We start from the raw sequence: 3095 nt of genomic DNA, 5'->3' as shown, positions 1-3095 counted from the left end.
CTGCCGCATCGGCGCGAGGCGCGGTGCGCGTGCGACCGACGCTGCTGCGCTCGCCGAGGGCGCTGAAGCGGTACCAGTACCAGCGCCCTGGCTCGAGGCCGGCCGGCTCCGCATGGACGCTGTGCGCCCAGGCCGCTTCGGCCGTCTCGTCGCCGCGCGCGACCACGCGCTGGAAGCGCTCGTCGTCGGCCACTTCCCAGCGCACCGTCTCGCGTTCGGCGAGGTCGCCACCGGTCAGCCGCGTCCAGAGCACGAGACCGTCGGCGCGGGGCTGGCCCGAGGCGACCCCGAGAGCGAAGCGGGGCGTGTCGGCGGCGCCGGCGGGGTCTGCGGCGAGCCAGGGCATCGCGGTGAAGGCTGCAGCGCCATGCAGGAAGCGGCGGCGCGGCAGCATGGAAATCAGACGCCGACCTCGTCGATCTCGCGGTAGGCGTCGCGCAGCCACATCTTCACGCGCTGCCGGTCCATCAGGCCCAGGCCGCTCGGGTCGCGGTCCGAGCTCTTCGCCTTCCAGAAGGTGCTGCTGGCACTGTCGATCTTCTGGATCACGTGCTCGTTCAGCTTCTTCAGCGTCACCACCCGCGCTCCCATCCCGATGGCGCGCGCCTGCTCGCCGGACTGCTCGAGCGTCACGAAGTCGGTGCCGCGCACCTGGTTGCGCACGAGGACGTAGGCCAGGCCGGTGCCGAAGCGGTCGAGCAGGCGGCGCAGCAGATCGACCGAATCCTTGCCGGTGTCCATCACGTGCCAGTAGAAGAGCTTCATGCCGAGCTCGTCGGCGAGGTTGACGACGCCGGCGTCCTCCATCCAGCCGGCCAGCGCGTCGTGCGTCTGGGCGGCGAGGTCGACCAGGATGCGCCGGCCCGGCTGGTCGACAGCCGCCTCGACGATCGAGTCGAGCGACTCGACCTTGTCGTCGGCGACCGGCGAGGCATAGCCGGAATAGAAGCGCATCAGCGCACCGTGCGAGCGGTCGGTGTCGAAGCCGAGGAACGGCAGCTCCCGGTCGATCATGTACTGGGCCAGGACGCGGGCCATCAGCGACTTGCCGACGCCGCCTTTTTCGCCGCCGATGAGATGGATGGGGGTCATTGACGCAAGTGCGAGTGGGGACCCGATTCTGCCCGCCGCGTCAGGGACGGAGCAACCTGCAATGGCTGCGCTCGCCGCGGGCGCTACTTTTGCGGGGCCGGCGTGGAAGACGGCACGGCCAGGTCGATGGTCTTCTCGACCACCTTGCCGGCGACCTTCACGGTGCTGCCGACGACCGCGCCGCCGACCGACACCGCCGCTCCCGCCGCGGCGCCGGCGATCGTCACGACGGCGCAGCCGCTGAGTGCGCCGGCGCAGGCCAGGACGGCAGCGAACGGCAGGAGACGGGGGGCGCGAGACGAGGGCATGGCCGATTGTGTTCGATCGGGAGGCCGGCAGCGACGCCTGCGCTCAGCCGCGGCCGACGAAGGGCATCTTGGTCGCCATGACGGTGACGAACTGGATGTTGGCGTCGAGCGGCAGGCCGGCCATGTGCACGACCGTGTCGGCGACGTGCTGGACGTTCATCGTCGGCTCGACCGCCATCGAGCCGTCCGCCTGCGGGACGCCCTTCTTCATGCGCTCGGTCATCTCGGTCGCGGCGTTGCCGATGTCGATCTGGCCGCAGGCGATGTCGAACGGGCGGCCGTCGAGCGAGGTCGCCTTGGTCAGGCCGGTGATGGCGTGCTTGGTCGCGGTGTACGGCGAGCTGAACGGACGCGGCGCGTGCGCCGAGATCGAGCCGTTGTTGATGATCCGCCCGCCGCGCGGCGACTGGCTCTTCATGAGCACGAAGGCCTGCTGCGTGCAGAGAAACACGGCGGTGAGGTTGATATCGACCACCGTCTGCCACTGCTTGACCGTGAGCTCCTCGAGCGGCAGCGGCGGTGCGCCGGTGCCGGCGTTGTTGAAGAGCACGTCGAGGCGGCCGAAGGCGTCCCGGGTGCGCGCGAAGAGGGTCTTCACGGCTTCCGGGTCGGTGACGTCGGTCGGCACGGCCAGAGCGCGGTCGGCTGCGTCGCCGGCGGCCTCGCGCGTCGCGTCCAGCGCGTCGGCGCGCCGGCCGGCCAGGACGACGGCGTAGCCCGCCTTCAGCAGGGCGAGCGCAGCAGCGCGGCCGATGCCGCTGCCGGCACCGGTGACGAGTGCAACCTTGTTCATGAGCAGACCTTTCGTGGAGGAAGTCGGATCGCGCCGGTCAGGCAGCAGGCGTCGAAGCGGGGGCCTCGGCCGGCTCGGCGGCGGCGAAGCAGTCGGCGAAGGTGAACCAGAGGCTCGCGTAGAAGACGGTCGAGAAGATCAGGGTGAGCGGCGTCGCGACCAGCGTGAAGCGCTGCGGCCCGAGCAGGCCCACGCCGAGGCTGACGAGCACCAGCAGGACCAGCCACAGGACGGTCCACGCCAGGCCGTAGATCGCGAACGCGCCGCGGTTGCGCCAGACGGCGACGGTGCTGAAGAACAGCGACTTGGCCCAGGGCTGGTCGCCCCAGTGGACCAGGGCCGGCGCATGCCAGAACGGCACCGACAGCAGGGCGGCGAAGCTCAGGCGCAGGATCAGCCCGAACTGCAGCATCGGGTCGGCCATGCGCGTGGCCATCGACTCCGGCGTGGATTTGCCGTCGGGCAGCGATTCGAAAAAGGCCTCGAGGGCGCCGCCGTCGAGCACGCCGGCGAACCAGAACGCGATGAAGGTCGAGGCGGCGTAGGCGATGCCGAGCGCGAGCAGGCCGACCAGTTTGCGCCGGCCCGACGAGAACACTTCGACGACCGCCCCGGGCATCGCCGTGCGGCCGCCGCTGACGCGCTCGCTGGCGACCATGAAGAGGAGCGAGCCCGCCGGCGGCAGCATCAGCAGGATCGCCGTGCCGACCAGGGGAACGATGCCGAGGAGCAGGAACACGAAGAGGCAGGCGGCGAACAGCGATGCGAAGCCGAGCGGCTGCCGGCCGAAGACCCGGAAGGAGCTGCGGACCCAGGCCAGCCCCTGTCGGGGCGGGACGAGCTGCAGCTTCATTCGGGTGTCGCTCCGGCCGGGTGCCAGGGCGCGTCGCGCCGCTCGCGCA

The 3095-nt window shown here is 71.0% G+C and carries 5 protein-coding genes; all 5 read right to left on the bottom strand.

Annotation, left to right across the window (positions count from 1 at the left end; translation table 11 throughout):
* Positions 1-394, bottom strand: a 394-nt coding sequence (locus AC30N0_RS02620) for a PhoD-like phosphatase N-terminal domain-containing protein (RefSeq protein ID WP_489516382.1), incomplete at its 3' end; no start/stop codon positions are given.
* Positions 395-399: 5 nt separating this feature from the next.
* Positions 400-1092, bottom strand: a complete 693-nt coding sequence (locus tag AC30N0_RS02615) for a P-loop NTPase family protein (RefSeq protein WP_489516381.1) — start codon at positions 1090-1092, stop codon at positions 400-402.
* 83 nt (positions 1093-1175) lie between these two features.
* Positions 1176-1400: a hypothetical protein gene (locus tag AC30N0_RS02610; RefSeq protein ID WP_489516380.1), complete on the bottom strand. Its 225-nt coding sequence runs from the start codon at positions 1398-1400 to the stop codon at positions 1176-1178.
* Between the two features lie 43 nt (positions 1401-1443).
* Positions 1444-2193 (bottom strand): SDR family oxidoreductase, encoded by a 750-nt coding sequence (locus AC30N0_RS02605; RefSeq protein ID WP_489516379.1) that lies wholly within the window; start codon positions 2191-2193, stop codon positions 1444-1446.
* A gap of 37 nt (positions 2194-2230) precedes the next feature.
* A partial coding sequence (locus AC30N0_RS02600; RefSeq protein ID WP_489516378.1) for a BPSS1780 family membrane protein occupies positions 2231-3095 on the bottom strand: 865 nt, incomplete at its 5' end.

It is taken from the genome of Rhizobacter sp., assembly GCF_031412495.1.
GTDB lineage: Bacteria > Pseudomonadota > Gammaproteobacteria > Burkholderiales > Burkholderiaceae_C > Schlegelella_A.
Note: the sequence above shows the minus strand (reverse complement) of the source record. Positions and strands in the feature narration are given on the sequence as shown.